The organism is Spiroplasma endosymbiont of Stenodema calcarata, assembly GCF_964031205.1.
Taxonomy (GTDB): Bacteria; Bacillota_I; Bacilli_A; order Mycoplasmatales; family Mycoplasmataceae; genus Spiroplasma.
In genome coordinates this window covers 531743-548485 of the sequence record NZ_OZ035018.1, presented here as the reverse complement: position 1 = coordinate 548485, position 16743 = coordinate 531743, and the positions used below count along the sequence as shown (strand labels likewise).

At 27.6% G+C, this 16743-nt stretch carries 19 protein-coding genes; 2 read left to right on the top strand and 17 right to left on the bottom strand.

Annotation, left to right across the window (positions count from 1 at the left end):
* Positions 1-20: 20 nt before the first annotated feature.
* Positions 21-407: a lipoprotein gene (locus tag ACQH24_RS02945; protein ID WP_425380522.1), complete on the bottom strand. Its 387-nt coding sequence runs from the start codon at positions 405-407 to the stop codon at positions 21-23.
* A gap of 78 nt (positions 408-485) precedes the next feature.
* Here ACQH24_RS02945 and ACQH24_RS02940 point away from each other — a divergent pair, with 78 nt between their 5' ends.
* On the top strand, positions 486-1391 hold the full coding sequence (locus ACQH24_RS02940; RefSeq protein ID WP_425380521.1) for an IS30 family transposase: 906 nt from the start codon (positions 486-488) through the stop codon (positions 1389-1391).
* A gap of 433 nt (positions 1392-1824) precedes the next feature.
* Here the strand turns inward: ACQH24_RS02940 and ACQH24_RS02935 are convergent, their stop codons facing one another.
* The 11 genes from ACQH24_RS02935 to ACQH24_RS02885 all read right to left on the bottom strand — a co-directional run bounded on the left by ACQH24_RS02935 (position 1825) and on the right by ACQH24_RS02885 (position 9005).
* On the bottom strand, positions 1825-2022 hold the full coding sequence (locus ACQH24_RS02935; RefSeq protein WP_425380520.1) for a hypothetical protein: 198 nt from the start codon (positions 2020-2022) through the stop codon (positions 1825-1827).
* A gap of 237 nt (positions 2023-2259) precedes the next feature.
* Positions 2260-2466 carry a hypothetical protein gene (locus tag ACQH24_RS02930; protein WP_425380519.1) on the bottom strand — a complete coding sequence of 69 codons (207 nt, stop codon included), beginning with the start codon at positions 2464-2466 and terminating at the stop codon, positions 2260-2262.
* 88 nt (positions 2467-2554) lie between these two features.
* Complete coding sequence (locus ACQH24_RS02925) at positions 2555-2728, bottom strand: hypothetical protein (protein WP_425380518.1); 174 nt, start codon at positions 2726-2728, stop codon at positions 2555-2557.
* Between the two features lies 1 nt (position 2729).
* The gene (locus ACQH24_RS02920) at positions 2730-2909 is read right to left on the bottom strand and encodes a hypothetical protein (protein WP_425380517.1); all 180 of its coding nucleotides are present in this window, start codon (positions 2907-2909) and stop codon (positions 2730-2732) included.
* A 1-nt stretch (position 2910) separates the two neighbouring features.
* Positions 2911-3135 (bottom strand): hypothetical protein, encoded by a 225-nt coding sequence (locus ACQH24_RS02915; RefSeq protein ID WP_425380516.1) that lies wholly within the window; start codon positions 3133-3135, stop codon positions 2911-2913.
* Positions 3135-3380: a hypothetical protein gene (locus tag ACQH24_RS02910; RefSeq protein ID WP_425379616.1), complete on the bottom strand. Its 246-nt coding sequence runs from the start codon at positions 3378-3380 to the stop codon at positions 3135-3137. Before ACQH24_RS02910 ends, ACQH24_RS02915 begins: the two co-directional genes overlap by 1 nt.
* Positions 3381-3506: 126 nt before the next feature.
* A complete protein-coding gene (locus ACQH24_RS02905; protein WP_425380515.1) occupies positions 3507-3911 on the bottom strand; it encodes a hypothetical protein in 405 nt (134 codons plus the stop codon).
* Between the two features lie 404 nt (positions 3912-4315).
* Positions 4316-5248, bottom strand: a complete 933-nt coding sequence (locus tag ACQH24_RS02900) for a rolling circle replication-associated protein (protein ID WP_425380514.1) — start codon at positions 5246-5248, stop codon at positions 4316-4318.
* Between the two features lie 220 nt (positions 5249-5468).
* Positions 5469-7454 carry a heavy metal translocating P-type ATPase gene (locus ACQH24_RS02895; protein ID WP_425380513.1) on the bottom strand — a complete coding sequence of 662 codons (1986 nt, stop codon included), beginning with the start codon at positions 7452-7454 and terminating at the stop codon, positions 5469-5471.
* A 6-nt stretch (positions 7455-7460) separates the two neighbouring features.
* Positions 7461-7685: a heavy-metal-associated domain-containing protein gene (locus ACQH24_RS02890; protein ID WP_425380512.1), complete on the bottom strand. Its 225-nt coding sequence runs from the start codon at positions 7683-7685 to the stop codon at positions 7461-7463.
* Positions 7686-7760: 75 nt separating this feature from the next.
* Positions 7761-9005 (bottom strand): replication-associated recombination protein A, encoded by a 1245-nt coding sequence (locus ACQH24_RS02885; RefSeq protein ID WP_425380511.1) that lies wholly within the window; start codon positions 9003-9005, stop codon positions 7761-7763.
* A 144-nt stretch (positions 9006-9149) separates the two neighbouring features.
* Between ACQH24_RS02885 and ACQH24_RS02880 the strand changes: the two genes are divergently transcribed.
* Complete coding sequence (locus ACQH24_RS02880) at positions 9150-10109, top strand: transposase (RefSeq protein WP_425379371.1); 960 nt, start codon at positions 9150-9152, stop codon at positions 10107-10109.
* A 103-nt stretch (positions 10110-10212) separates the two neighbouring features.
* On the opposite strand, the gene ACQH24_RS02875 is transcribed toward ACQH24_RS02880, so the two are convergent.
* The 5 genes from ACQH24_RS02875 to pflA all read right to left on the bottom strand — a co-directional run bounded on the left by ACQH24_RS02875 (position 10213) and on the right by pflA (position 16693).
* Entirely contained in the window at positions 10213-11169 is a 957-nt protein-coding gene (locus ACQH24_RS02875; RefSeq protein WP_425380510.1) for an L-lactate dehydrogenase, read from the bottom strand.
* A 22-nt stretch (positions 11170-11191) separates the two neighbouring features.
* Positions 11192-12232, bottom strand: coding sequence for a rod shape-determining protein (locus ACQH24_RS02870; protein WP_425380509.1), 1041 nt, complete (start codon positions 12230-12232; stop codon positions 11192-11194).
* 189 nt (positions 12233-12421) lie between these two features.
* Positions 12422-12913 carry a peptide-methionine (S)-S-oxide reductase MsrA gene (msrA, locus tag ACQH24_RS02865; protein ID WP_425380508.1) on the bottom strand — a complete coding sequence of 164 codons (492 nt, stop codon included), beginning with the start codon at positions 12911-12913 and terminating at the stop codon, positions 12422-12424.
* 190 nt (positions 12914-13103) lie between these two features.
* Entirely contained in the window at positions 13104-15722 is a 2619-nt protein-coding gene (adhE, locus tag ACQH24_RS02860) for a bifunctional acetaldehyde-CoA/alcohol dehydrogenase (RefSeq protein ID WP_425380507.1), read from the bottom strand.
* 227 nt (positions 15723-15949) lie between these two features.
* Positions 15950-16693, bottom strand: a complete 744-nt coding sequence (gene pflA / locus ACQH24_RS02855; RefSeq protein WP_425380506.1) for a pyruvate formate-lyase-activating protein — start codon at positions 16691-16693, stop codon at positions 15950-15952.
* Between the last annotated feature and the right edge of the window lie 50 nt (positions 16694-16743).

Here is a 16743-nt window from a genome sequence, read left to right as displayed (position 1 = left end):
AAAAGGACTTGTTAGTCCTTTTATTCTTTTCAATCTGTAATTTCACCAGTATTAGGATCAATCGTTGGTATTTGTGGTTCACCATTACCATCTCAACGATAAATTGCTTTATATCGATATAAACTTACAAAGTATCCTTTTATTGCTTTTCAACTTATAATATTAAATTCAGAATCAACTTTGAAAATTCCAATATAAACTTTACCACTACTTTGTTCACTAATGGCCGTGGTTCTATCAATTAATTTTCAATTACTTTCACTTGGTGGTTGTTGTGGATTATATGGTGGTTCTGGTTTATTACCTCCGTTGTTTTCATTGTTATTTGGTTTTTCACAACTAATTAATGTGGTTGTACTTGTTGCTGTTAATCCGATTGCCCCTAAAATGCTAAGTCATTTTTTCATATTTTTATCTCCTTATTTAGAATGTTATAATTACTTTATATACATCATAACATATTTTATTGTTTTAGGAGGTAGAGTGTGAAAAAATATGAAAGAATAAATTTTAATGAAAGAGTAAATTTAGAAAAATTAAAAGATAATGAATTATTTAAAAAGAAAAATGGAACCATTAATTTTAATAAAATTGCTAAGCAAATGAGTAGGTCTTATTCTGTAATTTGAGAAGAATTAAATATGTTTGATAATATTAATGATTATAATGCTACAAAAGCACAAAAAATACATGATAAAAAGAAAAAACAATGTCGTAAATATTCAATGTTAAATTCACAAGAATTAAGTCATTTTTCTAATGAATATAATAATTTTGGTCGTTCTCCACAAAATATTATTATGTCATATGAATTACAATATAATGTAAAATTTAGTATATGTTTTAAAACAATGTATAAATATATTAGATTAGGTTATTTTAATTTAGCAAAAGATAATTTGTATTTTAAAAATAAAAAGCGAAAATCTAAAAATGGTGAAAAAAATGATAACCGTGGAAAATTAATTAATGTTAAAAATTATCAACAATTTTTAAATGATTATTGTGATGATTTAAATTTTAGTGGAATATGAGAAATGGATACTATTGATTGTGGTAATTTTTATTTGTTAGTTTTGGTAAATCGAAAATCTAAAATAGTTTTTTATGATATTCTATTTACTAAAAAATCAAGTATTGTGTTAATGATTTTAATGAAAATGATTAGACAAATTGGTAGTAATAAATTTAGTTGTATTTTAACAGATAGAGGAAAAGAATTTTATAAATGAAAACCAATAGAAAAGTGTTTTAAAATAAAAGTTTATTTTTGTGATCCTGGTAAACCAAAACAAAAAGCATTAGTAGAACGAATAAATAGAGATATAAGGCGATGATTTGGACCAAATGAACCTTTGATTAATATTCGTAGTAGGTTAAAAATGTTTTAGATATATTAAACACTACCATTAGACCTTGTTTAGGGAATTTTACATCAAGACAATATTTTAAAAGAGTTTTTGTTCATTAAATTAGTTATACTATATAAGATTAATAAAATTTATTTTTTCTTGTGTTTATTTTTAAATAATTATTGTAAAAAATATATTTTTTTAATATTTTTTGTAATTATTGTTTTTTATTTTTAATTTGTTATAATTTTATTAACTTTTTATCGTTTAGTTTTACAGTATACAATCTTTAAAAAATAAAAATAATACAAATACACTAAATAAATAAGTAAAAATTAAAAAAACAATATTTAATCAACCTTTAAACATATTAGGTTTAAATATAATTAAACAATTTAAAATAATCATAATTAAAGTAAATAATCAATTCATTAAATATCAATTTATAATTCATTTTCTAACATTTAACATCTTAAAACACCACCTTACATATTTTAGAAACCATATAAATAACAAATCATATAGTAAAAAAAATAAACAATCATATAGCTACCATACAAACATAATATTCAACAGTTTTATCAACCAAACCTAATTTATTTGCTGGAATAAAAAAAGCAAACTGATATAAACCTTGATAAACTTTATCTAAAAATTCATTTCAAGTCATTAACTAAACCCCCTAAATATCACTCTAAATATTCAAAAAATAACAGCAATAATAAAAGTCAAAAATAAAACAAAACATATATATGCCAATGCTGGGGGCATATCTACACCAAATATAATCTGCATAAATTGAATATAAATATCAAAAACACTTTTTTCTAACATTTTTATTTATTCCTTTCTATTGTGTAATATTAAATTTACTTTCTAACTTTTTAGAGGTTTAAAATAATTAATATTAATACCCGTGAATTAATTTTCTTAATGTTTCAATTCCAAGGACCAAAAACATCAAAACAAGAGGAATAATTAAAATTGCATTTTCACCTAAAAATGTTAAAAATCAAGTCGTAAATTCTTTCGCTCAATTTGCAATAACACCAACTCACGCTTCAATTGCCTTAATAATTCCGTCTGTTCCGCTATCCATTGCTATTAAATTCATATAGTAAATTCCTTTCTAATAAAAATAATATTTTTAAACCCCTAAAAAGTTAAAAAGTAATATAAAAATATTACTAATAATTAACTTGTTAAATTTTATTAATAACTTGTTGCTGTTTAATTTGTTCTTTAAGAGATTTAATAATTGAACGATTATTTTGAATTTCTTTTCTATGTTTAAATGCGATAATGCTATCGGCAACATAAAAAGATAAAACAAAAAACATTGTAATAAATACCATTACATATAAAAAAATAATCATATTATTTAACCTCCTTGTTTTTTCTTTTTTCCAGTTCAATTTGTAATTTTCTTATTTTCTTTTGTTGCCTTAAAATTATTGAACTTTCTTTTTTTCTAATAACATTTATTAATCCAGCAATAAAATAAGCAGTAATAGGCAACATAATAATTAATAAAATAATTTCAGATAAAATCGCCAAATTAATCACTCTCACTCTCTATTTTTAAAAATTTATCTTTTAATTTTTCATTTAAAATTAAAAACTCTTTTTCTGTAAGAATTTGTAAATTAATATTTTCTTTTTTTAATAAATGTTTTAATGCTTTTTTTAACATAAATAATGGTATTTTAGTAGGTAAACATTGATGTATAACATTAACTAAATATTCTAGTCGTTGTTTATATAACTTAGTTTGTTTTTTCATTATTTATCCTCCTTACTAGGTAATTTGTCATAATCTGAATTATCTTTTAAAGCTCAAAATAATTTACATTTATTTTTACAGCTGTAAGTTAAATTACACTTATCACACCCAAAAGTGTAAAGTATAAAATCTTCTTTAAATAATTGATTTTTTTCTAACTCAACAAATAACTCTTCTAATTCATCTAATAAAATGTTGTATTCTTTTGATTTTAATTCTTTTAAAATTTCTTTAATTCTTTTCATTATTTAACCTTGAATAATATTGATTAATTAAAACGACATTTTGATTAACACAATTTCAACAATAACGAGACCCATTTTCTCAAACAGTATCATTAATACAAGCAAAACATAACTGTTGTTTCATAACTATTTATTTCACAAAATAGTATCATCAATACCAATATTATTATTTTGATTTTGATGTTGATTACTATTTAACTGTTCTTGTTTTTCATTAGAATATTTATTAATAAAATCTTGCTCGTTATTATTTTTAATATATGGTTCAACTGTATCAATTTTCCCATCTCAATTAACACCAACATAAAAACAAGTACCAAAATTACACATAGGTTTTATTTGAATATAATTTTCGTTATCTTGTTTAAATCATTTATCTTTTGGTAATAAATTTGAACTTTCATATTCTCCATTTTCGTTTTTTTCTAATGGTTGAAATTTTAAGACATCATAATAGTCTTCTTTACCAGTTTTGTTATTTTTAATAACTTTATTTTTGTTAACCTTTGTTAACATAACTAAATATTTCATATTTGAAATCTCCTTTTAAAAAACTATATAGTTTCTTAAAAGATTTCTTAAAAAATTGAAACTTAAATATACAAAATGATTAATTAAAAATGATAATACAAAATTAGTGTTTTTTATTTGAATAAGTTTTTATAAATAAACATAAAAAAACATTTAGTTATATTTAAGTTTCGGATGAGGAAACCTTTTAAGATTTGAAACTCAAACATAATAAAATGTTTAAGTTAATTTAATAATACAATAAAATATTAAATTGTCAAATTTTCAACACAAAAATAAAGATATTGTAAAATATACATCCCCAACTTGTTTTTTTTTTTTTTTTTGTTTTAATTAACTTGTGGTAATTGTTGGATGAGGCAATTGCCACATTTTTTAATGGGTTTTTACTCATTTTTTTATTTTTAACACCTTAAATTTTTAAACTTACTTTTATAATTTTCAATCATTTTATTATTTTGATGTCTTCACATTTTACTTTCGTGTGAAACATATTTTTTAAATTCTCTAAATTTATCTAAACCATAATAACTATCACAACTAAAACCAACACGAATGCCTTGTTTATTACCAAAACTAAAATAATTAAGTGTTTCATCAGAAGACAAAATTAAATCTAATGTATCTAATTCAACAACCCCAACCTTTATTTTAGGGTTTTTACAATTACGGCTAAATTGATATGCTTTAATGTTTAAATCATAATGATTTCGCGACTTATCATTATTAGCGGTTTTTACAATATATTTAGCAAGATATTTAACAACATCTTCATTTGTTCCACTACGAACTTTAATATTTTTATTAATACCGTGTTTTCAGTATTGTTGTACAACACTATTAGGTATTTTTTGGTTTAATATAATATGAAAATGTACTGCTCCCCGTTGTTGATATTCATAAGTATACATATACTTTAAAATTCCTTTATGATGTTTTGCTCGAATAGGGTTATTTCATCAACGATTAATATTTTGAAAAAATTTCATTAAATCATACTTGCACTTTTTAACATCTGTTTCATTAACAGCGTAAGTTAAAGTTAAAAAACTTAAATTTTTAGCATTTGAAAAATTATGATAGGCTTTACGAATACAGTTTCCTTGGGTACGAATACGATTATTTAATAGCTTTTTATCATTTTTTCCTGTATTTTTAACTCCCGTTTTATTACGAGGGATATTATTAATTATATCTAATGGTAAAACAATATTTTTTACATAATTACCATAAAAGACTTTTTTAAGATAATATTCTTTTTTAGCATAATTTAATTTATTCATAAATATATTATGACTATTATTTTTTAAATTATCATAAATAAAAACATTATTCATTTTTATAAACTCCTTCCAAATAAAAAAACACTAAATTACATTTAAAAGTTTCGGATGAGGAAACTATAAATAGTTTGAAACTTTCAATATAATTAAGTGTTTATATTTGAAAGTTATTCTGATTATAATATATCTTTTATAATTTTACAATTAATTTTTTTAAATTCAAAATTTCGGAAAACACTGCTTAAAAACCCTTATTTTATGGGGTTCTCATTTTTTAACCCCTTATGTTTATTGGGTTTTTTTTTGATGTTGAGTTATGATAGTTAATAAATTTAATTTTTAAATTATTAAATATTAATGAATTAAATAATACCAATAATTGACTACTCCCCATTACAATCGCTCCAATTAAAGGTGGAATAATTCCCAAAAGAGCTAATGGAATTGTAATTAAATTATAACTAAAAGCTCAAAAGAAATTTCATCAAATTAAATGGCGTGTCAATTTTGTTAACACAAATACTTTATAAATATTGAAAATATTTGGTTTAATAATAGTAATATCACTATTTTGAATTGCAATATCACTACCTTGTCCCATTGCAATTGCAAAATCAGTTTGCTTTAAAGCTACTAAATCATTAATTCCATCACCAACATAAGCTATTGTTTGCCCACTTGCTTGAATTGTTTCAACAATTGTTGCTTTTGCTAATGGTGAGACATTTGCAAAATAACTTGTAATGCCGACTTCGTTTGCAATTGCTTTTGTTGTGCCCTCATTATCCCCACTAATCATATGCGTGGCAATATGTTTTTTTGTAAATTTTGCAATTGATGCAACAGCATCTCTTCGAATTGTATCTGTTAAAACTAACACATTCGTAATTATTTCATCAATTACTAACGCAATTAAGATTGGATTAATAACTAGCAAAGCAGCAATTTCAGAAGCTAATAAATTTTGAAAGTTTTGTTTAACCGCTGTTTTATAATTCATCATCTGATAACAATGCTTTTTGTAAATTCCCCGCAAGCCAAAACCTGCTTGTTCTTCAAATTGCTGAAAAGCAATGTTTTCTGACACCAAAGGAAAGAAATTTATAATACTTTTTGCAATTGGATGTGCTGATAACTTTTCTAAATGATAAATGTATGGAATATTTTTATTATCCCCAAGGAATTGTTCAACGGTTAATTGACCAGCTGTGATTGTTCCGGTTTTGTCAAAAGCAATTGCATCAATTTTATTAATTTTTTCAAAAGCACTAGTATTATTAAAAATAATTCCTTCCTTTAAAGCTTTTCCAAAACCAACAGCAACGGCCAAAGGGGTAGCTAAACCCAAGGCACAAGGACAACTAATAACAATTACCGTAATCGCAATATCAAGGGCTTTTCCAACATCACCTTTATGAAAAATAAAATATTGACACAAAAAGGTCGTAATTGCTACCAATAAAATTAACGGTGTAAATCATTTTGCAATTTGATCCGCAATTCTTTGAATCCGGGGCTTTTGACTTTGAATTTCATCAACTTTCTGTAGAATATTAGCCAAGACCGTTTCCGCCCCAACTTTTTTTGCTTGTAAATAAAAAGGTTCGCCAATATTAATTGTTCCGCCAATTACTTCATCACCAGGATTTTTTTCAATAATGTTACTCTCTCCAGTTAACATAGCTTCATTTAAATAGCCTATTCCTGCCTGCACAATCCCATCAACAGGAACTTTTTCTCCTTTTTTAATTAATAAAATATCATCAACATTGACCTCTTTTGTTTTAATAACTTCAATAATTTGATTAGAACTAACACGATTAGCATAATCAACTTGTAAAGTCATAACCCTTTCAATCCCAACAGTCACTTTTCGTTGAATACTAGCGTTAATGATATTTCCCAAGAGCATAATCATAATAATTGTTCCTGCCGTTTCAAACAGTAACATATATCTACTATGGCTTGCAATTAAGTAAATACTATATCCATATGATAATAATGTTCCTAACCCAATTAATGTGTTCATTCCTAATAAATGTCATCGAAAAATTTCATTGAACATATTAATATAATAGCGTCGCCCACAATAAAATAAAATGATTGTGGCAAAAGTTAATTGCAATCATTGGTTATGTAAAATCATTAATCCTGGAATCATTCCTAATAATAGTGGGATATCCAAAATAATTGCGATCATTAACTCATATCAATCACGAATTCGACGAATTGTTAACTTTGCTCTTTCTTTACTTTTCATCCCTAATTATAGTAATTCTGTTGTCAATTCATCAAAATCATAACCCGCTTTTTTGATTTGTTGAAAAATCTCATCTTTTGACACAGTCATTTCATCATAAGTAATTTTAATGTTTCGTGTTACAATTCCAATTTGAAATTTAATATTAGGGATTTTTTTTAATTTCTTTTCAATTGCCATTGCACAACTACTACATGTTAATTCAGGCACATAAATTTTAACAATAGTCATTATTTTCGTCTCCATTCCGATACTTTAATTCTAGCACTGGCAAAAAAAATAAACCAAGAAGTTACTTTAAAGTAACTACTCGGTTTTTTTCGTAAAATGACAATATAGCTCATTAATGCGTTTTTCATACACACTATGTAATTTAGGATGATAATAAACAATGTCCCGCATTGCTTTTGGTAAATATTGTTGCTCAACATAATCATTTGGAAAATTATGGGGATATTTATAGCCAACCCCATTTCCTAATTTACCAGCTGAAGCATAACTAGTATCTCATAGATGATGTGGAATTGGATAAACTTTGCCTTTTAGAACATCTTCATACGCTTGATCGGTTGCTAAATACGCACTATTTGATTTTTCACTTAAACACATTTCCACAATTGCTAATCCCAGCGGAATTCGCCCTTCTGGTAAACCAATTTGACGAAAACTATCAATTGCTGTTTTAACATGAATTGCAATTGCAGGATTAGCTAAACCAATATCTTCATAAGCAATAATTAGCATTCGTCGTAAGAGCGCTTCATGATCACCACTCGCTAGTAATCGCGCAAAATAGTGTAAAGATGCATCAACATCACTACCTCTAATTGATTTCTGCAAAGCTGATTTTAAATCATGGTGTTCATCACCATCAGCAAAGTTAATCAAATTTGCAGTTGGTGCTATACTTGTAATAATTGTTGTACTAATCTCTTCTGCTGGATATAAATTTAAACATAACTCTAAAATATTAATTGCAATCCGTAAATCACCACTTGCTAATTGACAAATTAAAGTTAGTGCTTCTGAGGTAATTATTAACGGTAATTTTTTTTCGGCCACTAGTTTTTCTAAACCAAGGAACATTTCAGATGGAGTAATTCGCTCTAATTTAATAATATTTGCTCGTGACCGCAAAGCTGGATTAATTACAAAATAGGGATTTTCAGTTGTACACGCAAACATAAGCAAATGGCCATTTTCTAAATATTGTAATAAAATATCTTGCCGGTCTTTATTCATCCGGTGAATTTCCTCAACAATAATAATAAAGCGTTCATTATTTTGAGCAATTTTAATAATATTTTCTAAATCTTGTTTTTTATCAATTTCAGCATTAAAAACAGCATATTCTAATTGTAAATCATTAGCTAATGCCCGGGCAATACTACTTTTACCAACCCCGGGATCCCCATAAAAAATTAATGAACTAGCATAATTATATTTCAACATTCGTGAAATAAGACCATTCTGATCATTAATAATATGACTTTGTCCAATAATATCACTAATTGTCTGCGGACGTAATAAGAAGGCCAATGGTTGTTTCATAAATTTTCACTCCTATTTTTAAATCATAACATAAAAAAACTGATAAAAAATCAGTTTTATTCTTTAATTTTGTCGAAAACTCTTGATATTTATAGAATATATCTAATTTTAGGTATATTTTTAATATATAGAGGTAAATAATTGATGGAAAAAATAATTACAGAATTAAAAAACAGTTTTACAGATGATCAATTTTTAGAATTTGCTGAAAAAATAAAAAAAGAAGCAGAAGTAATCAAAAAACAAAAACGTTTAAATGAAATTGATCAAAAATTTAGAGATAAAGGCATTATATGTCCTGATTGTAAATCTTATCATTGTGTTAAAAATGGTCATAATCCCGAAGGAAAACAAAAATATTTATGTAAAAAATGTCGTGCTAGTTTTGATGCTTTTCGTCATCATTTTACTTATTGAAGTCATTTAAATTATGAACAGTGAAATTTATTAATTCAAATTTCATTATTAGGACAATCTAGTAAAATAATTTCCCGTTTTATTAAAACAACACCAAAAACTGCTTGATATAATCGTCAAAAATTAATGCAATCAAAACAATTAGAAAATACTCAATTAAAATTTAAAAAATTAAATGGTCAAATCCAAATTGATGAAACTTTTATTAAAGAAATCCATAAAGGTAATTTTAAAGATAAATTTGATAAACGAAAAACTCATCTTGATCCATTTTCAACTAATACCAAATGCTGTATTCAAATGGTAGTTGATAGCAATAATAATATTTTTGTTCAATCCACCAATACCAAACGATTACAAAAACAATGAATTATTGAAAATATGAATAAGCAATTAATTAAAGAAAAATCAATAATTATTTCTGACATGCAACCATTATATTTATTAGTAGCAAAACAAACAAATTCTACTCTATATTCTACCAAAACTAGTACAAACCCTGATACTAGTTATCGAAAGTTAAATAAGATTAGTAAATTACAATCCAGTCTTAAAGAAGCCTTAATTCATTATCATGGTTTGGGTTTCACTAATATTCAAAATTATTTAAATCTATGAAAATGAAAATACCAACATAAAGGTTTAACACCAAAACAACAATCAACGGTATTATATTTTAATGTTTAAAAAAATTTAAAGCAAAATCATGATCTTAAACAAAATTATTTTTCAAATTGTCATATTGATGATTTTTTTATTTCATCAAGAGTTTTCGACAAAATTAAAGGTTTTATTTGATTCCAATTGCTTGAAAAGCAACAGCAACCGCTTCATAAATTTTTTGACAAGACTTATCAAATTGTGCTTGCTCGGCATTATTAATATGTAACTTGATAATTCGTTCTCATCCATAGTTACTAACTACCGCTGGAACACCGGTATAAATTCCACTATGACCATATTCGCCACTTAAGTACGCTCCAATTAATATTGCTTGGTTTTCCCCACGAATAATAATTCTTGCAATGTGCGCTAAAACAACACCAATTCCATAAAAAGTTGATTTTTTCTTTTCAATAATTTTATATGCCATATTAATAGCATCAGTTTCAAATTTCTTTAAATCATCAACTGTTAAGCGTCCTTCTTCAATGTAGTGATTAATTTGTTTCCCTAATATTGAAGCACAACTTCATGCTGTCATTGCGGAATCACCATGTTCACCCATAATAAAAGCATGAACAGAACTAGGATGAACATTTAATTTTTTTCCAATCAAACGCCGTAAACGAGCAGAATCTAAACTAGTCCCTGACCCTAATACTGTGTGTGGATCAAAACCAGTTACCTTTTGATAGACAGTAGTTAAAATATCCACCGGATTAGAAGCAATTAAAGAAATACCTTTAAAACCACTAGCTTTAATTGCTAACGCAACTTCCTGCATAATTTTAGCATTATCAGCAACCATTTCTAATCTTGTTTCGCCCTCTTTTTGGGGGCGACCAGCAGTTACAACAACCATATCAGCATCAGCACATTCTTGATACGACCCCGCTTTAACACTATAAAATGGTCGTTCCAAAACAGCATTGCAATCATCTAAATCCAATGCATGGCCTTCAGCTCATTCATAATTGATATCAATTAAAACATATTCTTGAGCTAACCCTTGGTTGATGGCGGCATAAAGAAATGATGTCCCTACTGAACCACAACCAATTACAACTATTTTACGATTTTTCATCACTAAATATATTAAATCTTAATTAATAATTTAATTCTGTTGGTTTTCGATGCTCTTGACGAATAATATCATAAATATCTGATTCAAATTTTTTTGTTCCATTAATAACGGCTAGTAATGGTTGTTCACCAATTTTAGTTGGCAATTGTAATGTTTCTTCAAAATAACGATCGATTCCTTTGATTAAACCACCACCACCACAAATGGTAATTCCATTCCGGAAGATATCCCCTGCTAATTCTGGGGGAGTTTCTTCTAAGACTTGGACAGCTAAATCAATAACTCGTGAAACTGGAACCTTTAACACTTCCCGAATTTCTTCTGGTGTTAATTCAACTTCACGTGGTAACCCGGAAACAACATCGCGTCCATATACTTTCATTTTCCGTTCATCACCATATTTTGCTAATGAACCAATTTCAATTTTAATCATTTCAGCTGTTTTAATTCCAATTTCTAAACCATACTGTGAACGTATATATTTTAAAATTTCATCGTTTAAATAGTTACCCGCAACTTTAACTGATTTAGATAACACGATATCACCAGAAGCAAGGACAGCAGCATCAGTAGTTCCACCGCCCATATCAATGACTAATTGTCCAAATGGTTTGTAAATATCAATACCACCACCTAAAGCCGCCATTTTAACTTCTTCTTCAACGAAAACTTTTGTCGCCCCTAAATTCATTGCTATTTTTTTTAGTGCATTTTTTTCTAATTCTGTAATTACTGATGGGCAAGCCAATAGCATAATTGAATTAGCTAATTGTTTATTAATTCGTAAACGATTAAAAATATACTTTAATTGTGCTTCTGTAGCACGAATATCAGTAATAACTCCATCAACCATTGGTCGAACAATTCTAATTGTCTTATTTCCTTTTCCAATCATTTTATATGCTTCATTTCCGACAGCAATAATTCGATTTTCTTTAATTTTATAAGCAACAATTGATGGTTCGTTATAAACAATCCCACTTCCTGAAATATAAACTAAAGTATAAGCTGTACCTAAGTCCATTGACACAAAAGTCGGTTTTTTATTATTAAATATCGCCATATCCAATCCTCCTTAGAATTAATTATATGCTTTTTTAAAAGTAAAAACAATAATTAATACAATAATGCTTTATGTTTATTTCCTTTATAACTTTAATAAAATTGTCTAAATTCTTACTATTATTCTTATTATTGAAAGGTAATTTTTCAACTACAAAATCCCTTCCAATAAAATGTTTTACTTTTTGCTTTAGGCTTTTGATAAATTAATATGACAATATCCTGTTGGGTTTTTTTCCAAATATTTTTGATGATATTCTTCTGCTAAAATATACACTGATAATGGTTGAATTTCAGTAACGATTGGTTTATTATAATGCTTTGCAATTTCATCACGTGATTTAATAATAATTGGTAGTGCTCAATTTTCATCTGGTTGATTGTAATAAATTCCTGTACGATATTGAGTTCCAACATCATTTCCTTGTTGATTTAATAGCGTTGGATCAACGACTTGTCAATACTTCGTTAATAATTGTGCTAATGAAATAACTGTCTCATCAAAAGTAATTTGACAAGCTTCAACAAAACCTGTTTCATTTTGGCAAAGTTCAGCATATGTTACTGTTTGGCCCTGACCATTGGCATAACCAACAGTTGTTGTTAAAACCCCTTGTTGGCGATCAAAATAAGCTTGTGTCCCTCAAAAACAACCAGCGGCTAAAGTAATTGTATGTTTCATTTCTTAGTCCTTCTTTCAGAATTTATTTGTTTATAAATAATATCATATAAATAAATTATTAACATCTTAATAACAGCAAAAAATATAATAATTATTTTATAAAATTTACTAAATAAACCTAAATATGTTTACTCTCAGTTATCAGAAAAAAAATAAAAAATCTTTTTAATAAAAGATTTTCTTATAGTTCTTATTTTTTTAATAGCTTAACAGGTTTTCCATAGTAAGCATCTAAATAAATTTCTTTAATATCACTAATTAATGGAATTCGTGGGTTAGCAGAAGCATCAAAGGCACCTTGTGCTAACTGATCAACAAGGGCTAAAAATTCTTCTTCCTTAATATCAATATTAAATTTTACAAAGTATTCTTTAAGTGAAGCAGGAATTTCAACATCTTTTGACAAAGCTTGAACATTAGCAATTAATTTATCAACTAATTCCGCATCGTTGTTTCCTTTAAGACCACAATATTTTGCAATCTTAGCATAGCGTTCTAATGAATTAGCAACTGTATATTGTGAGAAATAAGTTTGTTTTCCCCCGTCTAAAATTGTGGCGGCATTATAACGAATAACATATGGTAATAAAATCGCGTTAGCGGCACCATGAATAACACCAAATTTTGCCCCAATTTGATATGACATTGAATGAGCTAATCCGGAAAAAGCATTAGCAAATACTATTCCTGCCTGCGTTGATGCATCCGCTATTTTGCATCTTGCTTTAACAGCAGTTTCACCATTATGATAAGCATCTGGTAAATATTCAAAGATTGTTTTAATTCCCTGCAATGCATACGGGTCGGTATAGTCTGTTGCTAAAACTGAAACATATCCTTCAAATAAATGGGTTAAAGCAGCCAATGCTGGCGCATTAGTTCCCTCTTTTGGCACTGTTAATGTTAATTCTGGATCAATGATTGCCATATCTGGTGTTAAAGCATAATCCGCGAATGAATACTTAATACCTGTTTTATCATCGGTAATAATAGAGAATGGTGTTACTTCTGATCCTGTTCCTGCTGTCATTGGAATACATACTAAACGGATTGATTTATCAATAATTGGAAATTTAACAATTCGTTTGCGAATGTCATTAAAATTCATTGCTAAATCAGCAAATTTAATATCCGGATGTTGATACATTAATCAAATCATTTTTGCAGCATCCATCGCACTACCTCCACCAATTGCAATCACAACATCTGGCTTTGAGTTTTGCATTGCCTTAACTCCCCGTTCAGTTGTTGCAAACGTTGGATTTGGTTCAACATCCGCAAAAACATCATATTTAATTCCTAAATCTTCTAAAACATCTGTTATTCGTGTTCCATATAATTGATTAATCACTGGATCTGTTACAATAAAAGCTTTTTTAGTTTTTCATTCTTTTAAATCTTGTAACGCGATTGGTAAGCAGCCAAATTTATGATAAATTCGTTCTGGTAATCTCATTCATTGCATATTTTCTCTCCTCATTGCGACAGTTTTAGTATTTAATAAGTGTTTTGGTTCAATGTTTGTTGCTGTTGAATTACCACCTCAACTACCACACCCTAATGTAAATGATGGGGCTAAATAAAAGTTATACATATCACCAACGGCACCCAAACTTGCTGGCATATTAATGACCATTCTTCCTGCATTACATTGATCGCGCCATAATGCAATCTCATCTTTACCTTTAATTTCATCAGTTCATAAACTTGCTGTATGTCCTGGACCCATTGTTAATAATTCTTTTGCCATTGTTAAAGCATGATTAAAATCTTTCGCTTTATATAATGAAACATAGGTTGATAATTTTTCGTGTGCTAAAGGTTCATCATAACTTGTTTTTTCCGCAACACATAAAATTAATTTTGTATGTTCCGGAATCTTAACATCCGCTAATGTTGCAATTACTTGTGGCGTTTGACCAACTACTGCGGCATTTAAAACGCCATATTTTCCTTCTTTAAACATTACTTTTCTAATTTTATCTAAATCTTCTTTTTTGGTCATTACATAACCATTTTTTGCTTCAAATAATCTAACCACTTGCTCATAAACTTTTTCTATAACAATTACGGCATTTTCAGTCGCACAAATGACACCATTATCAAAAGTATTCGATTGAATAATTGATGAAGTAGCAATATTTAAATCCGCTAATTCAGTAATGATTGCTGGACAGTTTCCAGCACCAACCCCAATTGCTGGTTTACCAGATGAATATGCTGATTTAACCATTCCTGGTCCCCCTGTGGCTAAAATTAAATCTGCGGCCTGCATTAAATCAGCTGTATCTTGAATTTGCGCATTTTCAACTCAAGCAATGATATCTTTTGGTGCCCCTGCTGCCACTGCCGCATCCAATATAATTTTAGCTGCCTTGACCGTACAATCTTTTGCCCCAGGATGAGGAGAAATAATAATACCGTTTCTTGTTTTTAACGCTAGCATTGTTTTAAAAATAGCTGTTGCTGTTGGATTTGTTGTCGGAATAACCGCGGCAATAATTCCAACTGGGGCATATACTAATTGATATCCTAATCCAACATTTGATTCGTAAACTCCAACCGTTTTACTATCCCGATATTTATTGTAAATATATTCAGCTGCATAATGATTCTTAATAATTTTATCTTCAATAATTCCCATATTTGTTTCATGAACAGCATCAATTGCTAATTCAATGCAGGCTTTATTGGCAGCAACTGCTGCAGCATAGAAGATTTTATCAACTTGTTCTTGTGAAAAAGTAGAAAAAACTTTTTGAGCTGCACCAACTTTTTCAATTAATCCTTGAATTTTTTTATTTTCCATAACCTTAGATTTACTCCTTTTTTATTCTCTCATTTATATTTATACTCTATCTTTTATTTTTTTACATTATTTTGCTAGCGAAATTACCAAAAATTTTCAAAAAAATAAATAAAAATCTTAATTTTTACGATATTTCTATTGCAAAAAATAAAAAATTCCATTTATAAAATAAAAATATTAAAACTAACAATTACTAAAAAATCACATCAATATTTGACGTGATTTTATTATGCCCTATTCATCGCTTTGTTAATAATTTTTAAACATTCCTGACAATATGCTCGTGTTGGTGGGATTACTTCTGGTAATTCAAACTTTCGATTCATATTGTTATATTTTGGCAGCATCATATTATGATATGGTAAAATTTCAAATTTTTCCATATGTTTTAACGCTTTAATAAAGTGACCAATGCCTGTCAGATTTTCTTCGGTATCGGTATAACCCGGCACTAAAACATGCCGAATTCATAAATTAGCTCCTTGTTCATCTAACCATTTAATTCCCTTTAAAATATTTATATTATCTAAACCTGTTAAATCTTTATGACGAGCTGAATTAATTTCTTTAATATCACAAATAAATAAATCACAAACTTTTACTAAATTGCTTCATTTTTGTAATAAAATTGGACTTTCACTAAAAGTAACAACAGAAGTATCAACACAAGTATGAATTCCTCTTTTTTTTAATTCCGTAAATAAAGCAATAATAAAATCAATTTGTAACAAAGGTTCGCCTCCTGAAATTGTGATTCCCCCATGATGATAAAATTCTTTTGATTTTTCATAATGGTCAATAATTTCAGAAACAGTAATTTGCTTTTCTTTATTAATAGCTTGTGTTTCAGGATTATGACAATATTTGCACCGTAACGGGCAGCCTTGTAAAAAGTATACCAACCGTAACCCCGGGCCATCAACAGCACCAAACGATTCGTAACTACTATAGTAACCAACAACTTCAGACATTTTGCTCTCCTTTTTTCTACAAGTTAATTATATTCCTTATTTAGCAAAAA